Source organism: Saliphagus sp. GCM10025317 (genome assembly GCF_042663665.1).
Taxonomy (GTDB): Archaea; Halobacteriota; Halobacteria; order Halobacteriales; family Natrialbaceae; genus Natronosalvus.
This window is the reverse complement of the sequence record NZ_JBHTAQ010000005.1, coordinates 1,764,299-1,780,726: the sequence shown is the minus strand read 5'-3', so window position 1 is coordinate 1,780,726 and position 16,428 is coordinate 1,764,299. Positions and strand designations below refer to the sequence as shown.

The window sequence follows — 16,428 nt, the reverse complement described above, 5'->3', positions numbered from 1 at the left end:
CCAGCACTCGTACCGCTCGACGACTGTCTTCGCTTCATTTACAACACCTGTTGTACCTGATCCAGTAGTTATAAATACGAACGACATTGTTATCTCCTTCTATGAGTGAGAGAAACTCACAGGGGAGCGACGGAATCGACTCGAGCGTCTCGCGTCGGACGTTCGTGAAAGCAGCGGGGGCGAGCGGGGCCGCGGTGAGTCTCGCAGGGTGTATCTACGGCGACGAAAGCGATGGCGGCTCCGGGGACACCATCACGATCGCGATGGGATCGACGACCATCTCGGACATCGAGGACAACCTGCCGGACCTGCTCCACGAAAACGGGCTGAGCGACGATGTCGAAATCGACTTCAGTTCCCAGGAGGACGACTCCGGCGCGCAGCGAGATAAGTACATTTCGTTGCTCGAGGCCGAGGAGTCCAGCCCCGACCTGTTCATGATGGACACGGGGTGGGCGAACGTATTCATCGAACAGGGCTACATCGCCAACCTCTCGGAGGAACTCGACGACGACACCCTTGACCGGATCGACAGCGACTACTTCGAGGCGTTCACCAACACCGTCCGCGATACCGAGAGTGGCGACCTCTACGGAATCCCGCTGTTCCCGGACTACGCGGTCATGCTGTACAACAAGGAGTACGCGCGTGAAGCCGGCTACTCCGACGACGACTTCGAACAATGGGAGACCGAGCCGATGACCTGGCAGGAGTGGGCCGAGACGGCCCAGGAGGTCACCGAGGCGTCGAACGCCGAGTTCGGCTTCTCGACCCAGTGGGACATCTACGAGGGGACCGCCTGCTGTACGCTCAACGAGGTCATGACGTCCTTCGGCGGCGCGTACTTCGGCGGCGAGGAGAACCTGGGCGGCCCGGTCGGCGACCGCCCGGTCACCATCGACGAACCGGAGTTCATCGAGGCCCTCAGCATGGTGTACACGCTCGCCGCTCAGGAGGAAGACGAGTACACACTCGACGACTACCCGACCGGGGTCGCGTCGCCAGACATTACCCAGTGGACGGAGAACCCGGCACTCTCGCCGTTCACGGAGGGGCAAGCCGCGTTCCACCGCAACTGGCCGTACTCGATCGTCGAAACGCTCAGCGGGGACTACGACTTCGAGGACCAGGACGACCTCGGCGTGATGCCGATCCCTTACGCCGTCGAAGATGGCGAAGGCGCCCACCCGGGAACCGGTGGCTCGACCTCTGCACAGGGCGGGTGGCACATCTGCATGAACCCCAATACCGAGAAAAAGGAAGAGGCGGTGGAGGTACTCACTGCCATGACCGAGGACGACTTCAATCTCGGCATGCTCGAGGCCATCGCGTGGCTACCGCCGAAACCGGAACTCTTCGACTCCGAGGAGGCGACCGACCCCGACGCCGTCGGCGTCGTGGCCAACTACATGAACACGCTTCAGGTCGCTGGCGAGGGAGCGATGCCCCGACCGGTCACCACGGAGTGGCCTTCCCAGGCAAACGCGATCGCGGAACAGGCTAACCAGGCCGTCGCTGGCCAGAAGAGCCCCGAGGAGGCCGCCGCCGAACTCCAGACCTCCATCGAGGACATCGAATCCTCACAATGAGCACCGAAGGAGAGGCGGCCGGGACCGCTCGAGAATCGCGGCGATCGGGACCGTTCGTCGCGGCTACGCGGTGGCTCGAGAACCTCGGGGAGACCGCGTTCGCGTACCTCCTGTTGACCCCCGTATTCGTCCTGCTCGGGACGATCGCGCTCTACCCGCTGTTGCGAACGTTCGAGCTGTCGATGTACACGGGCATTCTGGGCAATTCGGAGCAGGAGTTCGTCGGCCTCCAGCACTACGTCGACCTGTTCAGCGGCGACGCGAACCCGCGTCTCCCCGGTTCGGTTACCTTCCTCCCCGATGTAACCACGAGCGGGAACTTCCCGTTCGTTCACGTCGAGGGCTGGGCGCGCAGCACGCTCGTCGTGACAGTCCTCTTCGCGGTTATCAGCGTCTTCTTCGAGACGATCATCGGATTCGGCCAGGCGCTCGTCCTGGACAAGGACTTCCGGGGCCGTCGGTGGGTCCGCGCGGCGATCATCATCCCGTGGGCGATTCCGCTCGTCATCCAGGGGATGATCTTCTACCTGATGTTCCACCCGAGCACCGGGTTCCTGACCCAGTACCTCTCGTCGGTCGGCATCGTCGCCCCGACGAACACGCTCAACGATCCTCCGAGTGCGTTCCTGATCGTCACCGTGGCCGACATCTGGAAGACGACGGCGTTCATGGCCTTGCTCATCCTCGCCGGACTCCAGAGCATCGATCGGAGCCTCTACGACGTCGCGAAGGTGTCGGGCGCCACGCGGTGGCAGCAGTTCAAGCTCATCACGTTCCCACTCGTCCTCCCGGCGCTCGGCATCGCCGTCCTCTTCCGGACGATCGACGCCATGCGCGTCTACGGGCTGATCGACTCCGTCTCGAGCTGTACGACCGTCCCCTCGCTGTCGTGCATGGTCGTCGAGACGTTCTACTCGAGTCGGGGGCTCGCCTCCGCGGTCGCGTTCGTGACCGCTGGCATCATCGGCGTGGCCGTAATCGGCGTCATCTACCAGCAGTACAAGGAGGGTGGGATCTGACATGGCGACGCCATCCACGACGGAACCGGAAGTGGAACCAGACGCGACGGACGCTGCCGACGGCCGCGAACGCAAGCAGGGGCCACTCGGTCGCTGGACGCGCGGTGTCCTCGAGGAGGAAGAAAAGCGCCAACGCCTCTACCGGGCGCTGTTCTGGACTGCCTGCGCGTTCTTCCTCGTGACGACGCTGTTCCCGTTCTATTGGCTGCTCGTGCTCGCGCTGACGCCGAACAGCCAGATCCTCACGGGCGACTGGTCACTGCCAGTGATCGGGCTCGAGTTCCCGCACCCGCAGGGGTTCAACGTCACCGCGTTCGTCGAAGTGTTCCAGGAGGTTCCCTTCCATCTCTTCGTCTTCAATAGCTTCGTGCTGGCGACGACGACCACGATCATCGTCCTCGCCGTCGCGACGCTCGCTGGCTACGTCTTCGGGCGTCTCGAGTTCCCCGGCCGCGGGGCGCTCATGCTCGCGGTGCTGGTGATCTCGTACTTCCCGCCGGCAGCGTTCCTGATCCCGCTGTTCGACGCCTTCCTCGGGAACGCGGTCGTGATCCCGTTCCTGGGCGTCGAACTGTTCCAGTCGCCCCGACTCGTGAACACGCCGGGGTCGATGATCATGCCGTTCAGCGCGCTGTTCTTGCCGCTGGCGATTTTCATCCTGACGACGTTCTACGCCCAGATTCCCGACGGGCTCGAGGATGCCGCGCGCGTCGAGGGGACGACCCGGCTGGGGGCGCTGTTCAGGGTGATCATGCCGCTGTCGGCCCCCGGAATCGCGACCGCGGCCGTGTTGACGTTCATCTCGGTCTACAACGAGTACTTCTTCAGTTCGATCATGGCGCTGGAGAACCAGCCCCAGAACTGGTCGCCGCTGGTCGGCGGCATCCTGAGCTACCAGACCCAGTACACGACCGACTTCAACCTGATGGCGGCCGCGAGCATCGTCGGGGTCCTCCCCGTCGTCGTCCTCGTTATCGTCGCCCAGGAACGCATCGTCAGCGGACTGACCGCCGGCGCGCTCAAGGAATGACCACCACTACCACAATTCACCACCAATGGCACGCGTAACACTCGAACACGTCACGAAACGCTACGAAGACGTCACCGCGGTCGACGACATGAACCTCGAGATCAAAGACGGGGAGTTCGTCTGCCTCGTCGGCCCCTCGGGCTGTGGGAAGTCGACGACGATGGAGACCATCGCCGGCCTCACGAAGCCCACGGAGGGGACGATTCACATCGGGGACCGGGACGTCACGAAACTCCCACCGAAGGATCGCGGGGTGTCGATGGTCTTCCAGAACATCGCGCTGTTCCCGCACATGAACGTCTACGAGAACATCTCGTTCGGCCTTCGACTCCGGAAGTACGACAAGGACGAGATCGACCGCCGGGTCGACCAGGCCGCCGACATCGTCCAGCTCGAGGGCATGCTCGAGCGCGAACCCAACGAGCTCTCGGGCGGACAGCAACAGCGGGTAGCGATCGCACGGGCGATCGTCCGCGAACCGGACGTCTTCCTGATGGACGAACCGCTGGCGAATCTCGACGCCAAGCTCAGAGTCCACATGCGGACCGAGTTACAACGGTTGCACAAACAGCTCGAGACGACGATCATCTACGTCACCCACGACCAGGCCGAGGCGATGACCATGTCCGACCGCATTGCTGTCATCAACGCAGGCGAACTCCAGCAGATCGATCCGCCGCTGGTCTGTTACAACGAACCTGCCAACCGGTTCGTCGCTGGCTTCATCGGCTCGCCGTCGATGAACTTCGTCGAAGGAGAGATCACCGCCGGGGGACTCTCGACCGACCACTTCGACCTCGAGTTCGACGCCAGCGCGATCGACGTCCCGTCGGGCGAGGCGATCACGATGGGAGTCCGGCCCGAAGACATCTACCTGACCGAGAACGCCGACTCGGCGACCAGCGCCTCCGAGGTCGTCGAGGCCCGGACGGACGTCCTCGAGCCGATGGGCGATCAGATCTTCGTCTACCTGTCGCTCGACGACGCGGGCACCGAGATGATGACGAGCGACGAGGCGTCGGCGGCCTCGAACCAGCTCCTGATGAGCGTCGATCCGGACACGGACATCGACGAAGATCAGTCGATTTCGGTGGTGCTCGACCGGTCGAAGGTGCACCTGTTCGATACCGGGACGGGGAACGCGATCGCTCACGGGATCGAGTCGCTGGCTCACGCCACGTCCGGAGCCGGGACCGAAGCAGAATCCGAAGCCGGGGCCGGGCCGGGGGCTGCCGACGTCGCTCGAGCCGACTCCGAATCGGGTGGTCGACGTGAGTAGCCTGATTCCGGTGGTCTACTACAGTGGGCTGACAATCCTGTTTTTCTTCTGGATCTACGGGATCGTTTCGTTTGCCCTCGACGTCAAGAACAGGATTCTTCCGGGCATCGCGCAGTACCGCCGCGGACGCGCCAAACGCGAACAGCGTCGAGAGCAGGAACGCGAACGAACCGAGCGCGAGGAGCAACTGTACTGAATCGATGACCGACGAGACACCTATCCGAGCCGGAATCGTCGGCTGCGGCAACATCGGCCAGTACCACGCCGACCGCCTCCAGGAACTCGGCGCCAACCTCGTCGGCGGTATGGACGTCTCGACGCAGGCGCGCGACCGGTTCGCCCAACGTTACGGCGTTGACGCATACGACGATCACCACGCGCTCTACGACGCGGTCGACGTAGTCGTGATCACCACACCCAATCGGTTCCACGAGGAGTACGCGGTCGACGCGTTCGAGCACGACCTGCACGTCCTGCTCGAGAAGCCGCTGGCGCACTCCCTCGAGAGTGCCGAGCGCATCGCCGCGGCGGCGAGCGAGAGCGCAGGCACCTGTACGGTCGGCTTCCACAACCGGTTTCGAAACGCCGTTCGGCTCGTCGCCGACCGGATCGAACGCGGCGACATGGGCGAGATAACCCACGTCGAGGCGAACTACGTCCGCCGACGAGGCGTTCCCGGCCGCGGCTCCTGGTTCACCCGTCGAGACATCGCCGGTGGCGGCGCGCTGATCGACCTCGGCGTCCACGCCATCGACCTCGCGCTCTACCTGCTCGACCATCCCGTCGTCAGCGACGTCTCGGGGGTCACGAGAAGCGAGTTCGGCTCCCGCGAGGAGTACGCCTACCTCGAGATGTGGGGGGACGACGCCGGGCCGGAGGGGTTCGACGTGGACGACTCCGCCAGCGCGTTCGTCCGCTGTGCGGACGACCGGACCATCTCGCTCGAGGTCGCCTGGGCGACGAACCGCCCGCCGACCCACGAGTTCGTCGTCCAGGGGACCGAGGCTGCCGCCCGATTCGACCTTCTGGAAGACCAGGTGACGATCCACTCCGCGAGTCCGGACGGGCCGAACCACTTCGTGGACTCGACGCTCGAGCCGGCGGCGAACGACGCGCACTCGGACGAACAGCGGGCCTTCCTGGCGACGGTCGAAGGCCGGGACGACGACGTCGCCGCGAGCGTCGAGGAGGCGCTCGCGGTGCAGCGGGTCATCGATTCGATCTACCGGTCGGGCGAGGAGGGGCGTCCGATCACGTTCGAGCAGTCCTGATCGATAGGGTACGGCTACCGTGCTTGATCGGCTCGAGCGAGATACTCGCGTTCGAAACGAGGTCCGCGGTGTGTCGGCCTTCGGTGGCCGGAAACTGGTGGTCGGTAACTGACGGTAGGACAGTGGTGGTCGGTCACCAGTAGTCGGACAACAGCGATGGCGCACGTTATAGCTATACATTTTATAGTTTAACCGATACCGACACCTGGAATCTAGCGACAACGTAGCCGTCGGCGGCGATGATCGTGTGTGAAGTAGATAATCGCCGCTCGAGGAGCGAACCGATGGACAAAACGGGCTACTCGAGGTACCGCTCGGCGACCGATTCCAGAATTTTCCGCTCGGCCTGCCGACGGTGTTCGTCGGCGGTACGCCGATCGATGCCTACCGACTCGGCAATGGCCGCCATCGACGTCTCCCGAGGAATCTCGTAGTACCCGCGCTCGTAGGCTGCGGCGAACACCTGGCGCTGTCTTCGCGAGAGCGCCGGCAACGGCTCGCCAATCCCGTCCGGCGTCCGGTTGCGGTCGAGACTGTCGAAGGAGAGGTCCCGCTTCGACTCGACGGTCACGTCGAAGTCCTTGAGCAGGTCGTGATAACAGCGGGTGAGGTGGGCGGACTCTAGCGCCAGGAGGCGAATCGACCGCGCTCCGTCGGCGTATCGAATCGGCGGCAACAGGAGGCAGCCGTGGTCGTCCAGGACGGCGTCGACGACCGCGGTCTCGAGCGCCTTGACGCAGTTCCCGGTGACGGCCACGGCCTCGTCTCCGTCGACGATGGCGTCGTCGATCCCGGCGAACTCGTCGACGGCCTCGAGGACTGCCTCGAGACGACCGGTCTCGCACTCGAGGAGCAACAGGTCGCTGTGGTCGTTACACCACAGGGAGAGCCGGGCGTCGAACGCGGCCGTGATCTCGTCGTAGGATCCGGACCCGGCGAGGCGGAACGTCGCTTCGTGCACGGTCAGCCCGAGGCTGGCTACATATATAATACCCGGCGTATGGCTACTCGAAACACTTGCCGGCCCGGACCGTGTGCGTACGTATGGCAGACTCGTCTTCGAACATCGAGCGTGACCAGGACACGTCGACCGAGTGGGACGGCATCGGCGACCCGAGTGAGCAGTGGCGATCCTATCGAGGTGCTCCGACCGGCATCGATCTCGAGTGTCGCGGCTGGCGCCAGGAAGCGGCGTTCCGCATGCTGAACAACAACCTCGACCCCGAGGTGGCCGAGGACGCGGAGTCGCTCGTCGTCTACGGCGGCACCGGCCGAGCGGCCCGGTCGTGGGACGCCTACGACGCGATCTGTGACCAGTTGCGCGACCTCGGCGACGACGAGACCCTGCTCGTCCAGAGCGGCAAACCCGTTGGTCGGTTCACGACCCACGAGCGTGCCCCGCGGGTGCTCATCGCGAACTCGAACCTGGTCGGCAAGTGGGACGACTGGGAGCACTTCCACGAACTCGAGGCTCGCGGAAAAATTATGTACGGGCAGATGACCGCCGGCTCGTGGGCCTACATCGGGACTCAGGGGATCATCCAGGGCACCTACGAGACCCTGGCCGAACTCGGCCGCCAGCACTTCCCCGAAAGCGAGGGCCTCGAGAGGCGGATCGTCGTCACCGCCGGTCTCGGCGGCATGGGCGGCGCCCAGCCGCTGGCCGTGACGATGAACCACGGCGTCTGCATCGCCGCCGACGTCGACGAGCGTCGGATCGAGCGCCGCCTCGAGACGGGCTACTGTCAGGAGCGTGCCCCCGACCTCGAGACGGCCATCGAACGGGCCGACGAAGCGGCAGAGGCCGGCGAGGCCTACAGCGTCGCCGTCCACCTGAACGCCGCCGACATGCTCGAGTCGATGCTCAAGCGCGGCTTCGTCCCGGACGTGATCACCGACCAGACGAGCGCTCACGACGAACTCGAGGGATACTACCCCGCTGGCTACTCGGTCGAGGAGGCCGACGCCCTGCGGGAGCGAGACCCCGAGACGTACGTCGAGGAGAGCCTCGCGACGATGGAGCGCCACGTCGACGGCATCCTCGAGTTACAGGAGCGGGGGGCCATCGCATTCGAGTACGGGAACAACATTCGAGGGCAGGTCCAGGACTATCGGCGTGGCGCGAACGGCGGTGGTGGCGCAGGCAACGGCGACGAGAGCGAAAGACCGTGGCCCCTCTCGGGCACCGACTCGAGCGACCGGCAGCCGTTCGACTTCCCCGGCTTCGTCCCCGCCTACGTCAGGCCGCTGTTCTGCGAGGGGAAAGGGCCCTTCCGCTGGGCGGCACTCTCGGGCGACCCCGCGGACATCCACCGTACCGACGATGCTGTCCGCGAACTGTTCCCCGAGAAGGAACACCTCGCCCGCTGGATCGACCTCGCCCAGGAGCACGTCGAGTTCCAGGGGCTGCCCTCGCGGGTCTGCTGGCTCGGGTTCAGCCGCGACGAGGATGGCCTCACCGAACGCGCGCGGTTCGCCCTTCGGATCAACGACCTCGTCGCCGACGGCGAAATTTCGGCCCCGATCGTCGTCACGCGCGATCACCTCGACGCCGGCTCGGTCGCCAGCCCGAACCGAGAGACCGAGGCGATGGCCGACGGGACCGACGCGGTCGCCGACTGGCCGATCCTCAACGCCCTCCTGAACTGCGCCGCGGGCGCCGACATCGTCAGCGTCCACGACGGCGGCGGCGTCGGCATCGGGAACGCCCTCCACGCGAACAACCACGTCGTCCTCGACGGGAGCGACCTCGCCGCGGAGAAGGCCCGCCGTGTCTTCACCACCGATCCCGGTATGGGCGTCGTGCGCCACGCTGACGCCGGCTACGACGAGGCGCTCGATGAAGCCCGCGAGTCGGACGTCACGATCCCGATGGGTGGTGACGAGCGGTGACAGCCTTTACTCGAGTCACTGAGTGGGAGAGCCCCTCGAGCGATCCCAACGACGAGACGTTCGGCGACGTAGTCGAGGCGATTGGCCTCGAGAACGCCGACGAGTACGACGCCGTGCTGGTCGGGGAGCCCTCCGACGTTGCCGTCATCGGTCGTCGCGGCGCCCGGGAGGGGCCGCGTGCGATACGGGAGTCGATGGCCGGCGTGAAGACCCACCACTTCGAGGTGGGTTCAGTTGCCCCAATCGGCTCGAACGGCTCAGTCGCCCCAATCGGTGACCTCGGCGATTTCGAACTCCCCGACACCGACGTTTCGACCGTCCAGGACCGAACCGAAACGGCCGCCAAGGCCGTCTACGAGATCGGCGCTCGCCCCGTCTTCCTCGGCGGCGACAACTCCCTGACCGTGGCGAACGTCTCGCCCTTGCTCGCCGACGGCTCCGTCGGCGTCGTCAGCCTCGACGCCCACCTCGACTGCCGGGAGCCGATCGACGGCCCCTCGAGCGGCACACCCTACTATCAACTTCACGAGCGCGGCCTAGACGCCTTCGCCGTCGTCGGCGCGCGTCACTTCGAGACCTCGAGCGCGTATGCTGAGTACGTCGAGGAGCAAGGTGGAACGGTCGTCACCGCAGAAACCGTTCGCCAGGACCTTGAGGCTGCGTCGGACCGAGCGCTCGAGGCGATGACCGGCGTCGATCGGATCCTCCTCAGCCTGGACGTGGACGTGCTCGACGCGGCGTTCGCACCTGGCGTGAGCGCGCCCACGCCGGGCGGGTTGACGACGACCGAACTGTACGCGCTCCTCCGACGAATCGCGGCCGACGAGCGCGTCGCCGGGTTTGAGGTGGTCGAGTGTGCGCCGCCGCTCGACCGCGGGGGGATGACGAGCGATGCGGCGGCTCGAGCCGTCGCCCACGTGCTCGCGGGGTGGTCGGCGTGAGTCGCGATACGGGAGATCTCGAGTCCGAGGGCCACACCACTGTCGTATACGGCGCGAGCGAACTGGTGGTCGGCCCGACAGCGGACGAAGCCGCGAGCCAGGACGGAAATGGAAACCGGAACGGAAGCGCGGACGACGGATCGACCCTCGAGACCGTCGAGAACGGCGCGTTCGTCGCTGTCGACGGCGAGGTCATCGCCGTCGGTCCCACGGACGACATCGTTCGAGAACACCCACCAGAGAACGCCGACACGGCCGTCGACGCGAGCGGCCGGGCCGTCGTTCCCGGATTCGTCGACCCACACACCCACGCGGTCTTCGCCGGGGACCGCTCCGACGAGTTCGAGGCCAAACTCGAGGGGACGAGCTACCAGGAGCTGCTCGCGCAGGGCGGCGGCATCCTCCGAACCGTACGAGCAACGCGCGAGGCGAGCCTCGAACGCCTCGTCGAGAACTTGCTCGACCACCTCGACGTCATGCTCGCCCACGGGTCGACGACCGTCGAGGTCAAGTCCGGTTACGGACTCGAGACCGAGACCGAGTTGCGAATGCTCGAGGCCATCGACGCCGCGAACGAGCGCCACTCCGTCGACCTCGTGCCGACCTACCTCGGCGCCCACGCGGTTCCGGAGGGCGCCGACGCCGACGACTACGTCGAATCCGTCGTCGACGACCAACTACCCGCAGTGGCCGAACAGGGAATCGCCCGTTTCTGCGACGTCTTCTGCGAGGAAGGCGCGTTCTCCGTCAAGCAGTCGCGGCGGGTGCTCGAGGCCGGTCTCGAACACGGCCTCGAGCCGAAGGTCCACGCCGAGGAACTGTCCCACCTGGGCGGGACGCAACTCGCGGCCGACCTCGGGGCCGCGAGCGCGGACCACCTGCTCTATGCAACCCGCGAGGACGTGGACGCGCTCGTCGAGGCCGGAACGGTTCCCGTCCTTCTCCCCGGCACCGCGTTCGGGCTGGGGGAGGCCTACGCCGACGCCGAGGCGATGGTCGAGGCCGGCGCTCCGGTGGCAATCGCGACCGACTTCAACCCGAACTGCCACTCACGGAGCATGGAGTTCGTCCAGACGCTCGCGTGCGTCGAGATGGGCATGACGCCCGCAGAGGCACTGCTGGGTGCGACCAGGAACGCGGCCAGAGCGGTCGGCGTGACGGACGGGACGGGCACCCTGGCGGTCGGCGCTCCGGCGGACGCACTCGTGCTCGAGGCGCCGCGCTACGCCCACCTCGCCTACCGGTTCGACACGACGGCGGTGGAGACGGTGCTGAAGCGAGGGCAGGTCGTCGTGGACAACGGCACGGCGCTCGAGGAGGTGCGTTCGTCGTGAGCGTCGCTGCGCTCGAGTGCGGTTGCACGAACGGGGAGGACCCGTTCGAATCAATAGGTGATGATTTCGTAGCCGTCGGCGACGAGGGACCGGACGCTCGGATGTCCCTCGAACTCCGCGACCGCCTCGACGGGTTCGTCCTCGACCTCGTCGTCGACGTCGTATGCGTCGGCGCAGTACGAGCAGACCTGCGCGTGGTGCTCGACGGCGTCGTAGAGGGCGTGATAATCGTGGTCCTCGTCGGCGAGTTCGGGAACCCACTGGGTTCCGGCGCCGTCGAAGATGAGTTCAATCTCGTCGCCGTGGTCGTCGAACTCCTTGGCGGTCTGGAGGGCGTTGACGACGCGACCGAGGTCGGACGGTGCTTCGGTGCCAGCGAGAACGATGATCGCGGTCTTTGGCATGTGGTCGACCGTTTACGGCGGACGGAAAGGACGGTTGTGCGCTCGTGTGCAGGTGGTCCACGAACGAACGGAGGACGGCGGGACGGAGGCCAGCATGACTGACGTTGACAGCGCCCCCGTCGAACTCGACGGCCGATCGCTCACCCCCGAGGACGTCGTCGCCGTTGCTCGAGACGCTGCCCCCGTGACGATCACGGCGGACGCCCGCGAGCGCGTTCGCGTCTCCCGCGAGCGCGTCGAGGACGTGATCGAGAGTGGCGAGCCCGTCTACGGCCTCAACACGGGATTCGGCGAGCTGGTCGACGAGCGGATCCCGCCGGACCAGATCGAACGCCTCCAGACCAACCTCCTGCGGAGCCACGCCGCCGGCGCGGGTCGAGAGTGTACCCGCGAGGAGGTCCGGGCGATGATGGTCTCGCGGGTCAACGCGTTAGTCGCGGGCTACTCGGGCGTGCGCGAGGTCGTGGTCGATCACCTCGTGGCGCTGCTCAACGAGGACGTCCAGCCGGTCGTCCGCTCTCGCGGGAGCCTCGGCGCCAGTGGCGACCTCGCCCCGCTCGCTCATCTCTCGCTGGTCCTCATCGGCGAGGGCGAGGCGATCCTCCAGGACGACGGGGGGCCGATGCGCGTCGACGGCGACGTGGCCCTCGAGGCGGTCGGGCTCGAGCCCCTGTCGCTCGCGCCGAAGGAGGGGCTCGCGTTGATCAACGGCACCCAGCTGACGGTCGGACTGGCCGCAATGGTCGTCGTCGACGGCGAACGGCTGCTCCGGGCTGCAGACGCCGCGGGCGCGCTCACGACCGAGGTGACGCTGGGGACGACGGCCACGTCCGACGCGGCCATTCACGACGTACGGCCCCACGCAGGCCAGCAACGAAGCGCCGCGGCGGTTCGCGCGCTGACGGCCGACAGCGACGTCGTCGAGGCACACCGAAACTGCGACCGCGTTCAGGACGCCTACTCCCTGCGGTGTCTCCCGCAGGTCCACGGGGCCGTCCGCGACGCGATCGCCCACCTCCGGGAGGCCGTGACGGTCGAACTCAACAGCGCGACCGACAACCCGCTCGTCTTCTCGGCCGCAGACGCGGACGACCGCGCCTCCGGAACCGACCGCGCGGCCGTCATCTCCGGGGGAAACTTCCACGGCCAACCACTCGCCCTTCGCCTCGAGTACGCCCGCCTCGCACTGACCGACCTGGGAGCGATCGCCGAACGCCGGATCGATCGTATCCTCAATCCGAACCTCCAGGAGGATCACCTGCCGCCGTTTCTCGCCCCCGAGAGCGGCCTGCAGTCGGGCTACATGATCGCCCAGTACACCGCTGCCGCCCTCCTCAACGAGTGCCGATCGATTGGCGCGGCCTCGAGCGACAACACGCCGGTCAGCGGCGGCCAGGAGGATCACGTCAGCATGAGTTCGCAGTCGGCGCTGAACGCCCGGCGCGTGCTCGAGAACGTCCGTCGGATCGTGGCGACCGAGGCGGTCTGTGCGACGCAGGCGGCCGACTACGTCGGCAACGCCGAGGACGTCGACGTCCTCGCGCCGACGGCCGATCGAGCGGCGACGGCCGCCGCCCTCGGGAGCGGAACTGGAGCGCTCTACGAGCACGTCGGGCAGTTCGTCCCGCCGCTCAAGGACGACCGCGTCCTGGACGACGAACTCGACGCGGTCGCCGACGCCATCGCCTCCGGGGGAATCGATTCCGTGGTGGTTCCGGTGCTCGAGGTCGGTCGCTCCGCCTAGTCGGTCCCGTCTTCGTCGAAGAAGTCCCGGAGAATTTCCTGTAAGCCCCGCCGGAGGTGCTGGTGCATCGTCGGCGCGGCGATTCCCATCGATTCGGCGATCTCTTCGCCTGTACTTCCGCGCGGCCAGTCGAAGTAGCCGCCGTAGTATCCCAGTCGAAGCGCTGTGAGCTGGCGATCCGTGAGCCGGTCGGCGATTCGATTGCGTCGGTCGCGGGCGGTCATCACCGGCCGGTCGGCCTCGCGTTTGGAGACGAGTTCGGTCTGTGTGTAGATCCGCTTCATCGCCTCGACCATCTCGCGCGTATCGGTCTCCCGGGAGACCTCGGCCGTCAGGTGCCCGACGCCGTCCTCAACGATGACGTCGCGCACCGTTGCCCCGTATCCGGTGAGCGTTCGAACCGCGGATTCCGAGAGTCGGATCTCGATCGTTGCCTGGTCGTCGCCGTCGTGGATGAGCCGACACTCCTCGACAGTGGGATGGGCGGTCGCCTCGTCGTGCACCGTCGTCCCGTCGAGTCCCTCGACCGTCACGTACTGGTAGGTTCGACCGGCGGCCGTCGCTCCCGACCACTCGAGGGTACACGTGCAGTCGTACTGGGTTGAGAGGTCGAACGAGAACGAGTCGCCGCCCTCGATCCGGAACTCGAGGACCGTCACGGAATCGGCGAACAGCAGCCGGCGGTTCTTGATCGCATTGATGGCGAAGCCGATCGTCTCGCCGAGGAGCCGAAAGGCGTCCTCTTCGCGCTCGCCGAACGCGTCCGCTCGACGAGCCAGTACGGTCAGTACGCCGTACACGCTGTCACCGTGGGCGAGCGGGACCGCCAGGGCCGATTCGATGCCGTGTTCGCGGGCAGCCTCTTTGAGAGGATTGGGTAGGCTCGAACGTTCTGACAGGTTGTTGCTCGACTGAATCGAGCTCTCCCGCATCGCACGGACGATAGGCCGGTCGGGATCTGCGTCGAGGTCAATCTCCTGGATTCGCTCGAGATAGGACTCGACGTCGCCACACCCCGTCTGGTAGACCACGTCGTCGTTCCCGGAGGGTCGAGAGATCCACGCCCCGCAGTAGAGATCGGAGGCGACGAGCTGTTCGCAGACGGCGTCCTCGACGGCTGACTGCGTCGGCGCTTCGACGAGCGTCTCGATGATACGCCGGACGACGGCGTTGATCCGGTTGAGCAACTCGAGTTGATCCCGGCGCTGTCGAAGCGCTTCCTCCCTATTCGCCCGTTCGGTGACGTCGCGCGCCAGCCAGATCACGGCTCGCTGATCGGCCGAGCGCAGGTCGATCGGGGCGACACGCGCCTCGTACAGCCGCACGCCTTCAGTTGTGTTCGTCTCGTACTCGACGTGTTCGATGGCGTCGTTCTCGAGAGCTGCCGTGACCGCCTCGTGTAAGCGATTCGCCTGCGGGTCCGGAAACGCGTCCCACAACGTCTGTCCGACGAACTCTGTCGAAGCGATTGTGTAGAGGTCGGCTGCATCGGGTCGGACGTTCGCGTCGAGGTAGGTTCCGTCCGCTCCGATCACGAAGACCTCATCGGGCAACGTCGTCGCGAGCAACTCGGCAGCCGTCGTGACGGGACGGGGCGAGCCGGTGTCTTCGAGAGCGCGCTCCCAGTGGGTCTCTACCCGGTCGTCGATCGCCCCGAGTGACGTCGTGGGAACGTAATCGTCGGCACCGCCCCGGATCGCGGCGGTCGCGATCTGGTCGGATCCTTCTGGCGAGACGACGATCGTTCGTCGACGGTCAAATCCGTCCGTCAGTGACTCGAGCATCGACCGAACCCACGACTCGTCGCGAGCGAAGACGACGACCACCGGAAACTGCTCGGCGCCGTCCTCGAGGAGCCGACGACACGCCTCGCTCGAGGCAACGGTTCGAACCGGACGGTCGAGACCGTCGGCGAGTTCTTCGACGAGCGCCTCGGCGTCCGTCGATGAGGCGATGAGGACTGCGTGTGAATCGGGGCTGGTCGACATAGTCGGATCACGGCCGTTGGGCCTGCAGCGGTAACCGCTCGGTGCGTACGCCTCCTCCAGTGACGGTAGCCGGATACGATATCAGACGATATGCGACCGTCGAAGAGGGTGGGCGGGGTTCTCGAGGAACAGCGTCGACTTTTCAGTGGTAGCATGGACGCGTGAGCGAACCATCCGTATCGACTGTACTATCTCGAGTCCCTCGTTCTTGTTAGTCCGTTGGCAACCCGGGTGGATAAATGGTTCGCTACCGCTGATTTCCGCCCGGTCACACTGCAACTATTCGAAGCCGCCGCAGTCTTGCGTTTTATCCAGTTGCATATTCGTTTCAAGCGGCACAAACGATCGCACTCACTTATACCGGGTCCGCCTCATCTGTAAGTGGGGATGGGATGATAGAGACCGTCAAATCGCTGCTGTTCACCGAGTCGGAACGCGAAACGATTTACGAGTGTCGGCGGTGTGGAACCGGCGTCGACTCGCCGTCGAGTACGTGTCCGTCCTGCGGAAACGAGGACATCGCCAGCTTTCATACGCAGTGAACGGAAGATTTTAGCACGTCAGCACCCGCTCGAGCGACTGTTCTGTCGTCGAACGCTCGATATTGACGTTGCCCGACTGTTTAGATTTCGTCCTTTTCCTTGAGTTGCTCCATAACGTCGTCGACGAACGAGTCGACGTTCTCGTAGGGGAAGTCACCGCCCGAGAGCTTCGTGTTCAGTTCCATCGCCGTCATCGAGAAGTCACCGGACTCGAACTTCGTTCCCGGCCCGTTCGGCAGGGCGGGTACGAGGTCCATTGGACTCGAGATGGGGTAGTCTGCGCCTTCGAACGCCTCGGTGAACTGCTCGCGGAGTTCTGCTTCGTCTGCCATAGCACCCTGACGTTCAGGCGGATAAATAATAAACCTGTTTACTAGGTCCTGTTCCCGACTGCT

Annotated in this window: 15 protein-coding genes; 11 read left to right on the top strand and 4 right to left on the bottom strand. The window is 65.6% G+C overall.

Annotated elements, in window-relative coordinates; all coding sequences use genetic code 11:
* The first annotated feature begins 101 nt into the window (after nucleotides 1-101).
* The 6 genes from ACFQS4_RS10675 to ACFQS4_RS10650 are packed head-to-tail and all read left to right on the top strand — an operon-like array spanning nucleotide 102 to nucleotide 6,188.
* Nucleotides 102-1,589, top strand: coding sequence for an extracellular solute-binding protein (locus ACFQS4_RS10675; RefSeq protein ID WP_497901497.1), 1,488 nt, complete (start codon nucleotides 102-104; stop codon nucleotides 1,587-1,589).
* Nucleotides 1,586-2,608, top strand: coding sequence for a carbohydrate ABC transporter permease (locus tag ACFQS4_RS10670; RefSeq protein ID WP_497901496.1), 1,023 nt, complete (start codon nucleotides 1,586-1,588; stop codon nucleotides 2,606-2,608). Before ACFQS4_RS10675 ends, ACFQS4_RS10670 begins: the two co-directional genes overlap by 4 nt.
* Nucleotide 2,609: 1 nt before the next feature.
* Nucleotides 2,610-3,638: a carbohydrate ABC transporter permease gene (locus tag ACFQS4_RS10665; protein WP_497901495.1), complete on the top strand. Its 1,029-nt coding sequence runs from the start codon at nucleotides 2,610-2,612 to the stop codon at nucleotides 3,636-3,638.
* A gap of 25 nt (nucleotides 3,639-3,663) precedes the next feature.
* Nucleotides 3,664-4,917: an ABC transporter ATP-binding protein gene (locus ACFQS4_RS10660; RefSeq protein ID WP_497901494.1), complete on the top strand. Its 1,254-nt coding sequence runs from the start codon at nucleotides 3,664-3,666 to the stop codon at nucleotides 4,915-4,917.
* Nucleotides 4,910-5,113 (top strand): DUF8005 family protein, encoded by a 204-nt coding sequence (locus ACFQS4_RS10655; RefSeq protein WP_497901493.1) that lies wholly within the window; start codon nucleotides 4,910-4,912, stop codon nucleotides 5,111-5,113. Before ACFQS4_RS10660 ends, ACFQS4_RS10655 begins: the two co-directional genes overlap by 8 nt.
* A 4-nt stretch (nucleotides 5,114-5,117) precedes the next feature.
* Entirely contained in the window at nucleotides 5,118-6,188 is a 1,071-nt protein-coding gene (locus tag ACFQS4_RS10650; RefSeq protein WP_497901492.1) for a Gfo/Idh/MocA family protein, read from the top strand.
* A 298-nt stretch (nucleotides 6,189-6,486) separates the two neighbouring features.
* Here ACFQS4_RS10650 and ACFQS4_RS10645 read toward each other — a convergent pair whose 3' ends face one another.
* A complete protein-coding gene (locus ACFQS4_RS10645) occupies nucleotides 6,487-7,149 on the bottom strand; it encodes a helix-turn-helix domain-containing protein (protein ID WP_497901491.1) in 663 nt (220 codons plus the stop codon).
* A gap of 83 nt (nucleotides 7,150-7,232) precedes the next feature.
* Here ACFQS4_RS10645 and hutU point away from each other — a divergent pair, with 83 nt between their 5' ends.
* From hutU to hutI, 3 genes are read left to right on the top strand one after another with little or no spacing between them, the layout of a single operon-like run.
* Entirely contained in the window at nucleotides 7,233-9,080 is a 1,848-nt protein-coding gene (hutU, locus tag ACFQS4_RS10640) for a urocanate hydratase (protein WP_497901490.1), read from the top strand.
* A complete protein-coding gene (hutG, locus tag ACFQS4_RS10635) occupies nucleotides 9,077-10,021 on the top strand; it encodes a formimidoylglutamase (protein ID WP_497901489.1) in 945 nt (314 codons plus the stop codon). The genes hutU and hutG overlap by 4 nt, the downstream gene beginning before the upstream one ends.
* Nucleotides 10,009-11,355, top strand: coding sequence for an imidazolonepropionase (gene hutI / locus ACFQS4_RS10630; protein ID WP_497901488.1), 1,347 nt, complete (start codon nucleotides 10,009-10,011; stop codon nucleotides 11,353-11,355). Before hutG ends, hutI begins: the two co-directional genes overlap by 13 nt.
* A gap of 50 nt (nucleotides 11,356-11,405) precedes the next feature.
* On the opposite strand, the gene ACFQS4_RS10625 is transcribed toward hutI, so the two are convergent.
* Nucleotides 11,406-11,759 carry a DsrE family protein gene (locus ACFQS4_RS10625; protein ID WP_497901487.1) on the bottom strand — a complete coding sequence of 118 codons (354 nt, stop codon included), beginning with the start codon at nucleotides 11,757-11,759 and terminating at the stop codon, nucleotides 11,406-11,408.
* A gap of 94 nt (nucleotides 11,760-11,853) precedes the next feature.
* Between ACFQS4_RS10625 and hutH the strand changes: the two genes are divergently transcribed.
* Nucleotides 11,854-13,503: a histidine ammonia-lyase gene (gene hutH / locus ACFQS4_RS10620; protein ID WP_497901486.1), complete on the top strand. Its 1,650-nt coding sequence runs from the start codon at nucleotides 11,854-11,856 to the stop codon at nucleotides 13,501-13,503.
* Here hutH and ACFQS4_RS10615 read toward each other — a convergent pair.
* A complete protein-coding gene (locus tag ACFQS4_RS10615; protein WP_497901485.1) occupies nucleotides 13,500-15,491 on the bottom strand; it encodes a bacterio-opsin activator domain-containing protein in 1,992 nt (663 codons plus the stop codon). The two genes, hutH and ACFQS4_RS10615, sit on opposite strands and share 4 nt — an antisense overlap.
* A 392-nt stretch (nucleotides 15,492-15,883) precedes the next feature.
* Here ACFQS4_RS10615 and ACFQS4_RS10610 point away from each other — a divergent pair, with 392 nt between their 5' ends.
* Entirely contained in the window at nucleotides 15,884-16,033 is a 150-nt protein-coding gene (locus ACFQS4_RS10610; protein ID WP_497901484.1) for a hypothetical protein, read from the top strand.
* A gap of 80 nt (nucleotides 16,034-16,113) precedes the next feature.
* Here ACFQS4_RS10610 and ACFQS4_RS10605 read toward each other — a convergent pair whose 3' ends face one another.
* Nucleotides 16,114-16,365, bottom strand: a complete 252-nt coding sequence (locus tag ACFQS4_RS10605; protein ID WP_497901483.1) for an MTH865 family protein — start codon at nucleotides 16,363-16,365, stop codon at nucleotides 16,114-16,116.
* Nucleotides 16,366-16,428 lie beyond the last annotated feature (63 nt).